We start from the raw sequence: 14,931 nt of genomic DNA, 5'->3' as shown, positions 1-14,931 counted from the left end.
ACTTAATTTCCAAAAGAGGTGAACTTAATTATCAACAAACTTGCCGTGGGAAGGCACTGCTTTCTCCTGGAAATTTTTCGCCAGGTCGACAAGCCCTTTCGCCAGCGCTGAACCATGGATTGGTTTGCCATGGCCGGTTACAGCAATGGACGGCTGCAAATCTGTAAGCTTCACGACAGATTCCCATGCTGCACGCCAGTCCGTAGTCAAATAAACCGGAGGACCGCAAACTTCTTTTTTCTGGGTCAGCACTTTATAGAGGGAATCCTGTTTGACAGTTACAAAAGCATCGCCTGCAATCAGCAATTTGCCCGCTTTGCGGAACAATGAAACATGTCCCGCCGAATGGCCGGGAGTGTGAATCCATTGCCAGCCGGGCATGCCGGGAACAGAACCGTCTGCTGGAAGTTCTTTAAGGTGAGCGGAAATATCGATTGCTTCCGCAGGGAATGCTTTTGAAATCTTCGCGACCATTCCGCCTTCTACTGAGGAATCGGGTTGCGGATAATCCGTGATGCCTTTTAAATAGCTGAACTCCAGTGGGTGCGCGTAAACGGGCACTGGATATTTTTCAAGGATATCGATAATGCTGCCGACATGGTCGAAGTGGCCGTGCGTTAAAATGATGGCTTTCAAATTATGATCCGGGCCAAAACGGTTTTCGGCTTCCTGAAGAATTTTATTGGCAGAGCGCGGCATCCCGGCATCCACCAGAATATAATCATTGCTTACATGAGGATCACCGATAAAGAAGAGATTGACGATCTGGTTGGTGTAACAATAAACATCCGGGGCAACTTCCACTCCGGAGCCGCTTTTAACGGAAGTCATCGGCAAGATGGCTTCAGTGCTTTTGCTTTTTTCCATTGCTAGTTCCTCCTGTTCTCGTATCGTTTCTATTTCTTGCTTTACCCCGAAATACAGAAAATGAATCAGGAAGGCACAGTTTCCGGTGAAGTTGAGTCTCTTGCAGATGTGCTTTAGAATGAAATGCAGATGAAGCAGAAAAAAGGTGAAATTATGAAGTCATTGATTATTATAGGCGGAGGAATTCTGGGCGCGTCGACCGCATACGAAGCGGCCAAGGCAGGGGCGGAAGTGACTTTGGTGGATCGCGCAGATTCAGGGCAGGCGACGGGAGCAGCAGCTGGGATCGTTTGTCCATGGATTTCCCAGCGCCGCAATAAAGCCTGGTATCATCTGGCCAAAAGCGGCGCGAAATATTATCCGTCGCTGATAAAGGAATTGGAAGAACTCGGTGAAACAGATACGGGCTATAAGCAAGTGGGCATCGTCAGCATCCATGAAGACAGCAAACTGGATAAGATGGAAGCGAAAGCCCGCGAGCGAAAAGAAGATGCACCTGAAATGGGCGTCATCGAAAGGCTGGATGCCGAGCAGACTCAGGCATTATTTCCGCATGCAGGCAGTGAATATGGCTCTCTGTATGTCAGCGGAGCGGCCAGAGTCGATGGCAGAGCTGTTCGGGATGCGCTCGTCAGCGCCGCCAGAAAACTGGGCGCTGAAATTATCGCAGGCGATGCGGAGCTGATTGTTGAAAACGAAAAAGTGATCGGAGTAAAAACAGGGCAGCAGGAAATATACGCTGACAGCATTGTTTCAGCGGGAGGCGCTTGGGCGCCTGAATTATTCGGAGCCCTTGGACTGGAGATGGATGTGGTGCCGCAAAAAGCGCAGATTCTCCAATTGCAGCTTGAAGAAACTGCGACTGGCGATTGGCCGGTGGCGATGGTGCCGTTCGGACAATATATCGTTCCGTTTGCGAATGGCCGCATTATTGCGGGAGCAACGCATGAAAATAACGCTGGTTTTGACACTAAATTGACTGCAGGAGGCATCCATCACATTCTTGATAAAGTGCTGGATGTGGTTCCGGGCTTGGGTGCTGCTGAATTGACAGGAGCGAGCACCGGATTTAGGCCATCGACTTTAAGTGCTTTGCCGTTTATCGGCCAGGTGCCGGGACACGAAAATCTTTTCGCCGCGAATGCGCTGGGTTCTTCAGGGCTGACGGCCGGGCCGTTTCTTGGCGCGCAACTGGCTAAGATAGCGATGGGGATTTCACCGGATATCGATTTGGATGATTATGCGATTGATCAGGTCTTCCAGAAAATATAGAAAGGGGAGAAACGAGTGTATTGGTGTAAAATTGCCCGCACTGCGGCTGAGTATGAAAAAATAGCGAAATTGAATTACACCACATTTGTGGAAGAGATTCCTCAGCACGAAGCCCATGAATCTGAAACTCGAGTGGATCCTTTCCATGAACAGAATACATATCTGATCGTATTGTCCGATGAGGAACTGGTGGGCATGATCGCCGTTCGCTCCGATCGGCCGTTCTCCTTGGACCGAAAAATAGGGAGAGTGGAAGAACATCTCGATCAGCCCGGTAAACTTTGCGAAATCAGACTGCTCGCTGTACGGAAAGAACATCGCAATGGACGGGTCTTTTTCTTGCTGGCGCGGGCTCTGTCCGATTATTGCTGTGAAGAAGGATTTGATGCCGCTGTAATTTCTGGCACGGTCCGCGAATTAAAACTGTATGGACAAATTGGCTTCCGTCAATTTGCGGAACCAGTTGGCAGCGGGGATGCGGTTTTTATTCCGATGATTACAACACGCGCTGATTATGCGGAGTCTGTAGCTGCGCGCCTGCAAGCGAAGCGGCGATTATTTTTGCCTGGTCCGCTGAAGCTTACTGAAGAATTGGCGCGCCCCTTCACCGAAGAAGCGATGTCGCACAGGTCTTCAACCTTCCAGGCGATTTATCAGGAAGTGAAAGATAAATTGCGCGTTATGTCCGGTGCTTCTCCGTATTTGCTGTCAGGGAGCGGCACCTTAGCCAATGAGGCGATGCTTGCGCAGATTTCCCGGTTGAATGAGCGCGGCTTAATCCTCACCAATGGAGAATTCGGCGAACGCCTGATCAAACAGGCGAAGCGCTGGCAGCTTGAATTCGACAGTGTGGAAAATCAATGGGGAGAAAAGTTTTCCGGGAGTGCCATCAACGAGTTAATGAAAAGCGGGCAATACGGCTGGCTGTTGATGGTCCACGGCGAAACATCGACCGGCATGGTGAATAATTTCGAAGCGATAGGCGAGTTGTGCGGAAAAAACAACGTTAAATTTTGCGTTGATTGCATCAGCAGTTTTGGGGCTATTCCATTTTCGCTGGAAGGTTGCTGGCTGGCGACGGCGACCAGCGGAAAAGCAGTCGGCACAATGAGCGGACTCGCTATCGTATTTGCCAATCATCAAATAACGGAAGACCACTCATTGCCAAGCTATCTTGATCTTGGGTTGTATCAGCGTGATATTCCTTTTACTTTGCCTTACAGCTTGCTGAAAAGTTTTGGCAAAGCCCTGAAACAATATCCGGTACGTTATCAATTGCTGCAGGAGCGGTTCGAAGTGGTTAAAAAGGAAATCAACGACTGGCCTTTAGTAGCAGAAGGTTTTCCCACGGCAATCTCATTCAAGACTGTTGATCAATTCGAGAAATTTCCGCAGGACGCGCATTTATCGGGATATGAACTCCACGCACAAAGCGGCTACCTGCGCCGGCGCGGCATCTTTCAGATTTCCTGTATCCAGCCAGACTTTGAAAAAGACTGGGCAGCGCTGCAGAAATTCTTCACACTCTATTTCAATTATCAGAAGGAATGACAAAACCCGCCAATCGGCGGGTTTTATTTTGAAGTTATTTCATTATATACGTCCATGATGAATTTCTTATACGGAAGGTCGGGCATTGGTTCTATGTTTTCCTTGGCGATTTTTGCATGTTCGAGAGCAGCTTGGTGGTCGCCCAGTTTTTCATGGACCAAAGCCAGATATGCATCTTTTTCATAATGCATGGACAAATCATAAGGGTGGTGCAAAAACTCCCAAGTTTTGTGTTTCTTAAGCCAAGTGAGCGCTTCTTCGAATTCACCCAAGCCGTATAAAGCTTTTCCTTTTTCAAGTGTAAACAAAAAAGTGGTAATCTCTTCGTGTTTCGCTAAATTATGATCGATTATTTCGTTGGCTTTCTCAAACTCATGGGCGACAGAATTTAAATAATGAATTTCAATCGCATCTGAAAAAGCTTCCATATCTTCATCGTCCAAAAAGTTGGCGAATAAGCGCAGCTTTTCACAAAAATAGTCTTTTCTTTCGATATCCTGATCCAATACAGCCTGAAAACCAGCGAGCCGGTAAAGACTGTCAATCCGATAAAAAACCTGCTGTTCTTTTGAATAGTCGATTGCATTCTGCATGATTCGCGAAGCGTTAATGCCATCTCCAATCGCGGAATAAAGAATCGACTCATAATAATCGAAATCCAATTTTTTCAATGGATCCAAAACTCCAGCTCGTTCTTCAAAAATCTTACGTGACTCCTGAATCATCGTAAGCGCTTCAGCGTAACGGTGCTCGGTGAAACTCGTCATTGCACGGAAGATATGGATTTCTGCGCTTTGATTGATCATATGCAGCCCTTCATATATTTCTTCCGCCTTTTTTAGACTGGACTGCCATCCGTCGATTTTGGCGTGATAGCTGCAACGGCTGTAAATTTCAAGAAGTCTTGCTGATTCATACCGGAAAGGAAGCTTCTCCTTATAAGGCTGTATTTTCAAAACAATGGATTCATATTCTTTAATAAGATCTTTGCTCATGACATCTACTTTATAAAGTTCTTCGACTTCCTGAAGCAATTTCCGTATTTCCCCCGTCGAAAATTCTTCAAGCAGTTCATTTTTATCGACACCTAATTGTTCTGCTATATACGCCAAACTCTCCATGGAAGGGTTGGCTTTATTATTTTCTATAAGGCTGAGCATTCCTTTGGTCAGTTCTTCGCCGGCCAAAGCCTGTAATGTCAGGCCTCTTTCTTTCCGTAATTTCCTTATGCGCTCACCTAATGAAGCCATGTCATCACCTGCTTTTCAGTATGGTTTAATTATATTAAACTTTTGCTTGCATTGCCAGAAGGAGCGTGATATATTTTGTTTAATTAAATTAAACTTTTGGAGTGGAGAGTGAAAGAAATGAGTGAAGCAGCGAAGATCGGCAAGGCTACTTATCATTTGTACACGTTTACCATCAGCAAGCTTATCTCAACGTTCGGCAGTTCCGTTTACGCGTTTGGCATCAGTTTATATGTACTTGCGCTCACCGGTTCAGCCGCCAATTTTGCGCTTAATTTGATTTGCAGCATCTTACCGAGAACGCTGCTTGCGCCATTTGCCGGATATATCGCGGATAATTACTCGAAGAAAATGATTGTCATTTTAGCGCAGCTGGCCAGTGCTTTATCAGTTGGCGGGTTGTTGGTCTACAGCATCTATGCGGGATTATCGCTGCCGGCCATCTATACGACCACTGCGCTTATTTCCGTCAGTTCCATGTTCGCCAGTGTGACCTTTTCTTCTTCCATCGCGAACCTGATCGATACTGACCGTATACAAAAAGCGATGGGCTTTAATCAATCAGCCATCGCAATTGCCACAATCGGCGGGCCGGTTGTCGGCGGAATATTATTTGGCTTCGTTTCAATGAATGTTTTTCTGATTATCCAGGTGGCCGCTTATTTATTGGCTGTTGCTCTTGAATCGACGATGAACTTCAAGCTGTTTACGAATCGAGTCGCCGAAACTGTTGAAGATGCGAAAAAATCAATGGTTGCGGGAATGAAGGAAGGCTTTGCCTATTTAAGATCGAACCGGGTTGTCATGGTAATTGTGACGGTTGCTGTCGGCATCAATTTCTTTTTTTCCGCATTAATGATCGGACTGCCGTTTATCGCGGTCCAGGAATTGAACATCGAAGCGACGCATTTTGGCTTTATCGAGGCGATGATTGCAGTAGGGATGCTGTTGGCATCCATTTACTTCTCCGTAGGGAAAGAAGTGAAATTTCCATTGCGCTTTTCAAAAAGAGGGATTCTGGTAATGTCGGTTCTCCTTGCAGGACTGGCATTGCCATTGATGATTGACTTATCATACACCGGTTCAGTCGTTTTCTTTCTGGTGCTGATGCTGGTTTTTGGTGTCACAAATGTATTCGTCAATACACCAATCGGCGTCATGATGCAAAAAGATGTCGAAGAAGAATACCGGGGACGTGTTTTTGGGATTTTGGAGTCCATGGCGATGGCGATGATGCCGCTTGGCTATCTGATATTCGGCTTGTTATATGATGCTGTACCCGCTGAGTATGTCGTTATCGGCAGCAGCCTTTGTCTGGTGGTGTTGACGAGTTTCTTAATGCGCCCATCCGTTTTGAAACAAGCCCATCCTGAACTGGATCAAAATTTTATCCCAGTTAATCCGGAACTGCAGAAATAAAAATGCGGGTGCTCTATTGAGGAGGTTCAGCCAGGTTTATGATTATCCAAAAGGGGAAAATCCACAAGGACATATAAATCTGGAAAGGATGATTCTGAATGGATAAGGATAAGCCGAAAAAAGTTCCCGGTCAGGAGCAGGAACGCCAACCGGGATTTGAATCAGAAATGGATCCTGCACCTGATTTCGCCAAAAATCTAGCCGGTAAAGCACAGCGTTTACCAGATAAAAAAGCGATGATCACAGGCGGAGACAGCGGCATTGGCCGTGCAGTAGCGATTGCATACGCCAAAGAAGGAGCCGACGTTGCCGTTCTTTATCTGGATGAGCATGAAGATGCGGAAGAAACGAAACGATTGATAGAACAGGAAGGGCGGAAATGCATACTGATTGCCGGGGATGTCGGAGATGAGTCTTTCTGCAAAGAAAGTGTGCAAAAAGTAGTGGATGAATTCGGGGGGCTGGATATCCTTGTGAATAATGCAGCCGAACAGCATATGCAGACTTCGTTGAAGGATATTACAGCTGAACAAATGGAACGCACTTTCCGCACGAATGTTTTCAGTATGTTCTATTTGACGAAAGCGGCACTTGAACATATGAAGCGCGGTGCCTCCATCATCAATACCACGTCGATCACCGCCTTCCGGGGAGAGCCGACATTGATCGATTACTCATCAACAAAAGGTGCGATTCTGGCATTCACCCGCGCTTTATCGGGGTCACTGGCGGAAGAAGGCATCCGTGTCAATGGCGTGGCGCCAGGTCCTATCTGGACGCCGCTCATTCCGGCATCGTTCCCTGCTGATAAAGTTGAAGGCTTCGGAAGCCAGACACCGCTTGGGCGCCCGGGTCAACCGGACGAACTGGCGCCAGGGTATGTCTACCTTGCATCCGACGATTCTTCTTATGTAACAGGACAGGTTCTGCACATTAACGGCGGAACATCCTATTAATAAAGATAGAAAAAGCAAGCACCCTGTTAGGCAGGTGTGCTTGCTTTTTCTGATGCGGTTTTAGAAGAACCGCGGTAAAGGACGATCAACAGGATGCTGGCAATCGCTAACGCACCGGATAAATAATAGATGGCGCCTGCTTGCATCGTTAACAGCCAAGTGAAGAACAAAGGACCGATGATGCGCCCCATATTGTCCATCGAATAGGTCATTCCTGCAGCTGTTCCATATTTCCCGCCGGATTCTTTCGACGTCAATGAAACGAGTGCGGTACGGGCAAGCGCATTTCCGGCTGTGAATATACTTAAGGCGACCCCTGCAAAAATCAGGCTTGTTGTAAAAGGTAAAAGCAGCAAACCGGCAGCTGTAACGATTTGGGCTCCGATAATCCACTTTGTTTCAGCGCCGTCTTTTATTTTGCGGACAACGCCGCCCTGAATCGCGGCGTCAACAAAACCGCTGGCCATGAAAAGATAGCCGAGCTGCAGAGGGGTGATTTCAATCTGGTCAATTTGGAAAAGCTGGAAAGTCGACTCCAGACCTGCCAGAAGGAAAGTCACCATAAACGACATCAGGAATAAATAGCGGATCCGGAATTGCCATAGAGTGCTTGCCCCTTTCGGGAGAATAGCGCGTTTTGTCGCTTCGCCCTGCCGGACAGGTTCTTTCAATATAAAACTTGCGTAGACCATCAGAAGCAAAATCAGCACAGCGGAAACTGTGAACGGCAAGGACAGTGAAATTGCCCCCAGCAAACCTCCGATTGCCGGTCCGAAAATGAATCCAAGGCCAATCGACATTCCAAGGAAGCCCATGTATTTATTGCGTTCTTCATCAGTTGTTATATCTGCCACATACCCAGTCACCGCTGTATACAGGGCACCGGAAAATAGTCCGCCGACAATTCGTGACATGTACAAAAGCATAAGGTTATCCAAAAACAGCGAGAACAGGAAAAAGCTCAAGCTGAATCCGGCGAGCCCGGTCAAAATCAATTTTTTCCTGCCGGTGCGGTCTGACAGCTTCCCCCATAATGGCGCAGTGAAAAAGGATGAGAGCGCGTAAATGGTTATCAGGCCGCCGACATGGATTTCGCTGTAACCTTGCTGGACGATTACTTCGGGCAGAATCGGAATGATAATACCGAATCCGAGATACACGAAAAACTGGACTGACATCAGCAACAAAATAGTTTTCTTCATAAAATAATTTCCCGCTTTCTAAAAAGGCTGTGCTTTCAGTTTACTCCTGTTCGCTGAGAAGGTAAATGAAGGAATAGAGCCGGCATATCAAATGCTTCTTCTGATACTGTCATTAGATGAACCAGCAGATTTACAATATTGCAACTTTGTAATGAAAATGAAAAGTTTAAAAGCTCGAAAAGATGGTATTATATACATAGACACAGAAAAGTCAACTATTTACCTGTTTAGATGAATCTATTTTGGAGTTACATACGTTATTATAAATGAATGACTACGGAGAGGTGATATGGATGGCGAAGGAAGCAGAGGTTCGCAATATTGTTTCAAATTTATCGAAACTTGGAATCCAAGCAAAAATCACTAAATCACGCACCGAATTATTGAAAGCACTTGCATTACCACAACCCCCGCAAACACAATCTTGATATGAAATGCGTAAGCGCCTGTTCAGCTCTGAAAGGCATAAGACGAACCAGCGAAGTGGCGTTCTTTGCCACGCAGCTGGGGTGGGTTATGACCCGAAGAGCTAGGTGCTGGAGTCTGGACTAAAGAAAAGCGGAAGCGCCTGTTCAGCTCTGAAAGGCATAAGACGAACCAGCGAAGTGGCGTTCTTTGCCACGCAGCTGGGGTGGCTTATGACCCGAAGAGCTAGGTGCTGGAGTCTGGACAGGGAACCTCCCTTTCCAAAGCTTTTTTGATTGAAAAAAATTATTTGTTATTTATCTATATATAAAAACTCCGACGCGAGCAGCGTCGGAGTTTTTATTGGTCTTCTTTATCATTGCCGAACATATAAGTTTTGTGGTGAAACTTCATACTGAAGACAATTCCGATTGCCAGCATATTCCCGATCAGTGAACTGCCGCCATAACTGATGAATGGCAACGGGATACCGGTAATCGGCAATAACTGGATGGTCATTCCGATGTTTTGGAACACGTGGAACGTCACCATAGCGATAATCCCCGCGCACACGTAAGTGCTGAAAGTGTCCTTCAATTGAAGAGTAATCTTCGTCAGGTGGTAAATCAGCATAAAGAACAGGATGATTACGGCGCTGGCGCCGATAAAGCCGAAGTCCTCGGAAATAACGGTAAAGATGAAATCGGTATGATTCTCCGGTACGTAAACTTCGCGCCCCTGGTAGCCTTTTCCGAAAACTTCGCCTGAACCGATGGCATTCATAGCGGCAATCAGGTTATAGCCTTCCCCGTCCGCGTACGAGTAAGGATCGAGCCACGTATAAATACGGGCAAAGGCGTATCGTTGGATACCGAATGTATTTGTTAAAAATTCCTGCATATTGATGGTCATCCATAACAAGGTCGCGCCGATAACAGCGACTCCGCCGAAACTCGGCAGGATGATTTTCCACGAAATGCCCGCTACCACAATGATTGCCAGCGTAATAGCGATAAATACAAGAGCTGTACCCATATCGGGCTGCTGTAGGATGAAGGCCAATGGAATCAGGAGGAAAAATCCTATTTTCCCCAATAAAAACAAATCGGTTTTAATTGTTTTCAAGGCGTTATTCTCGTGATGGGCTGAAATCATTTTTGCCAAAGCAAGTATATAGAAGGTTTTCATGAATTCAGCCGGCTGGATATTAACGAAGGGGGTATGGAACCAAGCTTTCGCGCCGTTTACCGGTTCGCCGATCTGACCTGGCCCTGCTGGTGCAATCATCAAAAGGATCAGTAAAAGAATACCGAAGCCGTAAAGGTAATAAGCCATTTTCTTGTATTGTTCCGGGTCGAAATACATTAAGACCCCGATCATGCCGATGGAAATTATATAGAACAACCCTTGACGGGGTACAAAATTAACAGCGTATTGTCCTGAAGTCTGTGCGGAAGAAATCGCGATCAGACTGACAATGAAAAAAAGGAATAATATGAAAGCGAGCGACCAGTCGATCCGGTCGGCAAAGCTTTTATTTGTCTGCATTTAGATTCACCTGTACTTTTTTATTATTGAGAGTCGATTTACATTATAACTTATTCTTACAGTTTATGCGCATTACAAAAGTAATGACGCCGCTCAAGCTTAGATGTTTCATATTTAATATGGCTACCCGTATAATAAGGGAAGAATGGAGTGAAGGAAATGGTGAAGAAAGTGAATAATACAGAACATTATGTTCAGCATCTTTACATCTATTTAAACGATGCTGACCAATTTGCCTTGTTCAGTGGCCTGACCTTCGCCCAGTTTATGGACGCTACCCGGATGCCCAAGAATCTGCTGCTGCTGAAGCATTCCTATCCGGATGCTTCATATAATATGCATACTCAAATGGAGTTTGCTGCTCAGGAGGAATTTCCGGAACTGCGCAAGTCCCGGACCGCAAAAACAGGTGAATTTTGCTGGATTGATTTCCGCAGTGAAAAACAAGTCAATTCTCTGACCCCGCAGGAACAAGCTGAACTTTTATATATAGGCCATAAGAAAGAACCGATGCGGCCGCCTTTTTATTCAACTTTATTAAATGATTTTGTTTATTTATCGAGTGAAGAAGAACAGACAACCAAAATCTATTTCCGTAATCTGGAGCGCTTGAACGAATTGGTCGGGAATTATTTTATCCAATCGATTCGCCGCGAAGCCCATGGCCAGAATTTTTGGCGGCGCAAATCGAAAGACATGATCCCGGATTTGCCGGCTGATATCCTAAAGGAAATGAAGGGATATTACCGGGAAGGAATCTTGATTTCGCTCGCCGATCCCGAAAAAACCAAGAACACGGTGGAGCTGCATATCCGCCAGATTGAAGAGGTCTCTTTCATGGATGATTTCTGGTCGGATATTAATGAGTACACCAAGCAAAAGGTTGAGCGGAAAGTGATATATGACCGCAAACTCAAACAATGGAAATAAAATGAATGTCCAGGTGCTGTCGATCAACATCGGCAGCTTTTTCATTTTCCTGAAGTGTGAATTCTTTCAAATTACGATGGCGCTGCATTAATTCATATAGAAGAAAACCGGACAATAAAATGACGGATTATTTCAATCCATACGGGAAAAAATTTTTCGTCTAATCCTGTTCGTGATAAACTAAAGCATATTGGAAAACGAAATGAGGTTTATTGGGATGAAAAAAAGAATCGGTTTATTATATGGCGGTAAATCCGCAGAACATGAAGTTTCCCTTTCGACGGCACAGGCGGTAACGAAAGCCTTGAATTTTGAAAAATACGAAGTATATCCGGTTTACATTACTCAGGAAGGGGAATGGCGTAAAGGCGCTTCCCTTGAAGGACCGGCAGGAAGCATCGAGCAATTGCAGCTGGAACAAGGAGGCTCGGCACCTAACGATATCTCCGGATTTCTCCCGGCAGAGCCTGAAAAAGGGCTTGATGTCATCATTCCGCTTCTTCACGGACCAAACGGCGAAGACGGAACAGTGCAAGGCATGCTTGAAGTGATGAACCTTCCATATGTCGGAAATGGTGTTTTGGCTTCTTCTGCCGGCATGGACAAAGTGGTTATGAAGCAATTATTCGAGATCGCTGGTTTGAAACAAACGCCTTACGTGTATTTTATAAGAAGAGAGTGGAAAAACAGCCAGACGGAATTAGTGGCTAAGATTGCGTCTGAACTGGCTTGGCCGGTGTTTGTGAAACCCGCGAATCTGGGTTCGAGCGTAGGCATCAATAAAGCCGAAAACGAAGAGGAATTGATTGCGGCAATTGACGAAGCTTTGAAATTCGACCGTAAAATCGTCGTTGAACAGGGTGTCGTTGCACGCGAAATTGAAATCGGCGTCCTTGGCAACGATGCACCGGAATGTTCAGTTGCCGGTGAGATCAAACCTTTAAAAGCATTCTATGATTACCAGGCAAAATATAAAGACGGCAATACGGCGATGATCATTCCGGCGGAACTTCCGGAAGAAGTCTACGAACAATTGGTGGAATCGGCCAAGAAGGCATTCAAGATCCTGGATTGTTCAGGTCTCGTGCGCGCAGACTTTTTTGTGACAGCTGACAACGATATTTTGATCAACGAAGTCAATACCCTTCCAGGATTTACGCCATTCAGCATGTTCCCGTTGTTATGGGAAAACACCGGACTGGCATACCCGGATTTGATTGAAAAACTGATTGATCTTGCCATAGAACGTTATGAGGAAAAACAATTACTACAAGTAAAAATGGATTGAGTGGAGAAACCTAATGAAAAAGACGATAGAACAAGTAGCCAAGTGGCTGGATGTTAAAACGAATTTAAAAGGCATTGAAATCACCGGCGTATCGATCAATACCCGAACGCTTAAAACAGGGGATCTTTTTGTGCCGTTTCGTGGAGAAAAAGTCAATGGCCATCAATATGTGCGCCATGCAATTGAAGCAGGGGCGGCTGCGGCTCTTTGGCAAAGCGATGAACCTTCACCACCGGATGATCTGCCAATTCTGCTTGTCGACGACTGCCAAAAAGCGCTGCAGGAAATGGCGCGGGCCTACCGTGATGAACTGCCTGTTACCGTTATCGGTATAACGGGTTCAAACGGCAAGACTTCGACTAAGGACTTAGTGGCAAGCGTGCTGAAGCCTTATTTCAAGGTGCAGAAAACCCAAGGCAATTTCAATAATGAACTGGGTTTGCCGCTTACGATCCTGTCGCTCGAGGAAGATACGAAGTTTGCTGTCCTTGAAATGGGGATGAGCGGTTATGGCCAGATCGAATTCTTATCGGAATTGGCGCGGCCGGATTATGCGGTCATCACCAATATCGGTGAGGCGCATATGCAGGACCTTGGATCACGTGAAGGAATCGCCCAGGCGAAATTCGAAATTACAGCCGGCCTCGAAACTCACGGCAAATTGTTCTATGACGGTGACGAACCGTTGCTGAAACCTTTTGTTGAAGATTTCCCGCAAGCTGTTTCATTCGGCTTTGATGATAACAACGAATTGACGGTGACGGATATCCGCGCAACCGAAAACGGCAGCACTTTCATGGTCAGCGGCATTATCGACGCCACCTTCACCATTCCGGTTCTTGGCCAACATCAGGTGAAAAATACTTTGTCGGCGATTTTAATAGCGCTGGAGGCAGGATTAACGGAAGAAGATATTCGGAAATCCCTCAAAGACGCAGCTTTGACTGATATGCGCATGCAGATGATTCCCGCGAAAAGTGGAGCAACATTCATCAATGACGCCTATAATGCTGCGCCTTCTTCCATGAAAGCGGCATTGAACTTCATCCGTGAAACGACGATGAAAGATGATAAATGGGTTGTGCTCGGCGATATGCTGGAACTTGGCGATCAGGAGCAGGAATACCATGAAGCGATTGCAAAATCCATCAATTCGGATATTAACGGCGTCTGCTTATATGGTCCGCGAATGGAATGGCTTTATACTAAACTTCAGGATACGTTTGAAGGGAAGCTGATCTGGAGCAAAGATGAATACCAGCCGATTATTGATTTTCTCGACAAATCAATATCTGCGAAATCTGTCATTTTAGTGAAAGGGTCGCGTGGTATGGCTCTTGAGAACATCATCGAACCCTTTATCGGAAACTGATTGAAAGAAGGAAGCACTTTGAAAATCGGAGTATTAATGATCCATGGTTTCACCGGAGGGCCTTTTGAAGTGCAGCCGTTTGCTGATTATATAGAAGAAAAAACGGATTGGGTGGTAAAAATCCCTACTCTTCCGGGCCATGGAGAAAGTCTCGATCTCCGCAATAAATCTGCGGAATCGTGGATGATGGCAGCTGAACTGGCTTTAAAGGAATTGAAGAAGCAGACCGACCGGGTGATGATTGTCGGCTTTTCAATGGGCGGCCTGATTGCCATGTATTTGGCGATGCGCTATAAAATTGAAAAAATCGTTTTGTTGAGCGCAGCTGTGAAATACATCAGCGCTGGCCAAATGCTGGAGGAAATCCGGCTGGCTGCTGCTGATGCCGTCAAAGGACAGATTGCACAGAATCCGTTATTTCATTTGTATGAATATAAATTATTGAACACCCCGGTAAGTTCGGCTTTTGAATTTTTACGGGTAGTGAAGATGGTCGAACCATACTACGACAAATTGACGCTTCCGGTTTGCATCGTGCAGGGGAAGAAAGATGGCATCGTGCCCGTGAGCGCCGCGGAACATATATACAATCAAATCGGTTCTGTGGAAAAAGAAATCTTTCATTCCGACAACGGTAAACACCTCATATGCTACAGCGACGATTGCGAAGAATGGTTTGCCCATGTTTTGGCTTTTATGGCAAAAGCACATGAATAAACTGATTAATGGAACCTTTGCGTATTGATTGCAAGTGCCTATGAAGCGTGTTATTCTATTTAGAGCAATGGATACATTTTTGAAGCACTCTTCCCTGTGAAGAGTATTTTTTTGAGCAAAACGGTTTGTTCTATATTTTGGGCATGAAACACCCGCC

Annotated in this window: 13 protein-coding genes; 9 read left to right on the top strand and 4 right to left on the bottom strand. The window is 45.8% G+C overall.

Features of this window, described 5'->3' with window-relative positions; all coding sequences use genetic code 11:
* Positions 1-24: 24 nt before the first annotated feature.
* Entirely contained in the window at positions 25-867 is an 843-nt protein-coding gene (locus AC2Q9J_RS10830; protein ID WP_499039788.1) for an MBL fold metallo-hydrolase, read from the bottom strand.
* 153 nt (positions 868-1,020) lie between these two features.
* Here AC2Q9J_RS10830 and AC2Q9J_RS10825 point away from each other — a divergent pair, with 153 nt between their 5' ends.
* Positions 1,021-2,139: an NAD(P)/FAD-dependent oxidoreductase gene (locus AC2Q9J_RS10825; protein WP_499040454.1), complete on the top strand. Its 1,119-nt coding sequence runs from the start codon at positions 1,021-1,023 to the stop codon at positions 2,137-2,139.
* Positions 2,140-2,154: 15 nt separating this feature from the next.
* Complete coding sequence (locus tag AC2Q9J_RS10820; RefSeq protein WP_499039786.1) at positions 2,155-3,690, top strand: GNAT family N-acetyltransferase; 1,536 nt, start codon at positions 2,155-2,157, stop codon at positions 3,688-3,690.
* Positions 3,691-3,713: 23 nt separating this feature from the next.
* Here the strand turns inward: AC2Q9J_RS10820 and AC2Q9J_RS10815 are convergent, their stop codons facing one another.
* Positions 3,714-4,940 (bottom strand): helix-turn-helix domain-containing protein, encoded by a 1,227-nt coding sequence (locus tag AC2Q9J_RS10815; RefSeq protein ID WP_499039784.1) that lies wholly within the window; start codon positions 4,938-4,940, stop codon positions 3,714-3,716.
* A 117-nt stretch (positions 4,941-5,057) separates the two neighbouring features.
* Between AC2Q9J_RS10815 and AC2Q9J_RS10810 the strand changes: the two genes are divergently transcribed.
* Both AC2Q9J_RS10810 and AC2Q9J_RS10805 read left to right on the top strand, forming a co-directional pair.
* Positions 5,058-6,356, top strand: a complete 1,299-nt coding sequence (locus tag AC2Q9J_RS10810; protein ID WP_499039783.1) for an MFS transporter — start codon at positions 5,058-5,060, stop codon at positions 6,354-6,356.
* A gap of 98 nt (positions 6,357-6,454) precedes the next feature.
* A complete protein-coding gene (locus tag AC2Q9J_RS10805) occupies positions 6,455-7,312 on the top strand; it encodes an SDR family oxidoreductase (RefSeq protein ID WP_499039781.1) in 858 nt (285 codons plus the stop codon).
* A 26-nt stretch (positions 7,313-7,338) separates the two neighbouring features.
* On the opposite strand, the gene AC2Q9J_RS10800 is transcribed toward AC2Q9J_RS10805, so the two are convergent.
* Positions 7,339-8,514, bottom strand: coding sequence for an MFS transporter (locus AC2Q9J_RS10800; protein ID WP_499039779.1), 1,176 nt, complete (start codon positions 8,512-8,514; stop codon positions 7,339-7,341).
* A 293-nt stretch (positions 8,515-8,807) separates the two neighbouring features.
* On the opposite strand from AC2Q9J_RS10800, the gene AC2Q9J_RS10795 reads away from it, so the two are divergent.
* Positions 8,808-8,942 (top strand): Lmo0850 family protein, encoded by a 135-nt coding sequence (locus tag AC2Q9J_RS10795; RefSeq protein WP_499039777.1) that lies wholly within the window; start codon positions 8,808-8,810, stop codon positions 8,940-8,942.
* Positions 8,943-9,279: 337 nt separating this feature from the next.
* Here the strand turns inward: AC2Q9J_RS10795 and AC2Q9J_RS10790 are convergent, their stop codons facing one another.
* Positions 9,280-10,467: an FtsW/RodA/SpoVE family cell cycle protein gene (locus AC2Q9J_RS10790; RefSeq protein ID WP_499039775.1), complete on the bottom strand. Its 1,188-nt coding sequence runs from the start codon at positions 10,465-10,467 to the stop codon at positions 9,280-9,282.
* 159 nt (positions 10,468-10,626) lie between these two features.
* Between AC2Q9J_RS10790 and AC2Q9J_RS10785 the strand changes: the two genes are divergently transcribed.
* The 4 genes from AC2Q9J_RS10785 (at position 10,627) to AC2Q9J_RS10770 (ending at position 14,774) form a co-directional block, all read left to right on the top strand.
* Complete coding sequence (locus tag AC2Q9J_RS10785; RefSeq protein ID WP_499039773.1) at positions 10,627-11,397, top strand: hypothetical protein; 771 nt, start codon at positions 10,627-10,629, stop codon at positions 11,395-11,397.
* A 217-nt stretch (positions 11,398-11,614) separates the two neighbouring features.
* A complete protein-coding gene (locus tag AC2Q9J_RS10780; protein WP_499039772.1) occupies positions 11,615-12,685 on the top strand; it encodes a D-alanine--D-alanine ligase in 1,071 nt (356 codons plus the stop codon).
* 13 nt (positions 12,686-12,698) lie between these two features.
* Entirely contained in the window at positions 12,699-14,057 is a 1,359-nt protein-coding gene (locus tag AC2Q9J_RS10775) for a UDP-N-acetylmuramoyl-tripeptide--D-alanyl-D-alanine ligase (RefSeq protein WP_499039770.1), read from the top strand.
* An 18-nt stretch (positions 14,058-14,075) separates the two neighbouring features.
* Positions 14,076-14,774, top strand: a complete 699-nt coding sequence (locus AC2Q9J_RS10770; RefSeq protein WP_499039768.1) for an alpha/beta hydrolase — start codon at positions 14,076-14,078, stop codon at positions 14,772-14,774.
* The last annotated feature ends 157 nt before the right edge of the window (positions 14,775-14,931 follow it).

The organism is Planococcus sp. RAB007_Raresut, assembly GCF_057369535.1.
Note: the sequence above shows the minus strand (reverse complement) of the source record. Positions and strands in the feature narration are given on the sequence as shown.